The 1106-nt window shown below is 69.2% G+C and carries 1 protein-coding gene; it reads left to right on the top strand.

The genetic code is table 11. The features are described 5' to 3' along the window. A partial coding sequence (locus tag ACYVD0_RS22780; protein WP_460428915.1) for a condensation domain-containing protein occupies positions 1 to 1106 on the top strand: 1106 nt, incomplete at both ends.

Genomic DNA, 1106 nt, shown 5'->3' with positions numbered 1-1106 from the left:
CTGCCCGAGCCGGAGCTGACCAGCGAGTGCGCCTACGAGGCGCCGCAGGGAGTGGTCGAGGAAGCGCTGGCGGCGATCTGGGCCGAGGTGCTGGGCGTGGAGCGCGTGGGACGCCAGGACAACTTCTTCGCGCTGGGCGGCGACTCGATCCTGAGCCTGAAAGTGGTGGCGCGCGCCCGCAAGCGTGGGCTCGCGCTCGTCCCCAAGAGCATTTTCGAGCGGCAGACGCTCGCGGCGTTGGCAGCCACTGTGGCTGTCGAGGCGGCCACACCTGCCGTCGTCATCCCCGTCCTGGAGGCGGCACGCAAAGCCGAGCCGCTTCCGCTGTCCTACGCCCAGGGCCGCCAATGGTTCCTGTGGCAACTGGAGCCTGGAAGCACGGCATACCACATCGCGGGAGCGCTCCGCCTCAAGGGGCGATTGGATGTACAGGCGCTGCGCGCGAGCTTCGAGGCGTTGGTCGCCCGCCATGAAGCACTGCGCACGGTGTTCCGAACCACTGCCGAGGGAGGGGGCGAACAGGTCATTCGGGAGCACGCCGAGATCGGGATTGCGCTGGTCGATCTCGGCGGGATCGCTGCCGGCGAGCGCGAGACTCGCCTGGTAGAAGAGGTGCGGCGCCTGCAGGCCGAACCGTTCGATCTGGAGAAGGGACCGCTGCTGCGGGTGGGCCTGATCCGCGAGGGGACGGACGCGCACGTGCTGGTGGTGGCAATGCACCACATCGTGTCGGACGGCTGGTCGATGCAGGTGATCGTGGACGAGTTCGTGGCGCAGTACCGGGCACGGCTGCAAGGCGGGGAAGCGAGCTTGCCGCCCCTGCCGATCCAGTACGCCGACTATGCCCTGTGGCAGAGGAGCTGGCTGGAGGCGGGCGAGAAGGACCGGCAGCTCGAATACTGGAAGGCGCAACTGGGTGAAACGCACCCGGTGCTGCAACTGCCGACGGACCGTCCGAGGCGGGCCGACGGCCAGTACCGAGCCGCTCGGCACCGCCTGGAGCTGCCGGCCGAGCTGGTGCATGGGCTGAGCCGACGCGCGCAAGCCGAAGGCGCGACGCTGTTCATGGTGCTGCTGGCCGGCTTCCAGGCGCTGCTGCAGCGCTA

This window comes from Azotobacter armeniacus, assembly GCF_054779355.1.
The sequence above is the reverse complement of the archived record's forward strand: the minus strand, read 5'-3'. Positions and strand labels throughout refer to the sequence as shown.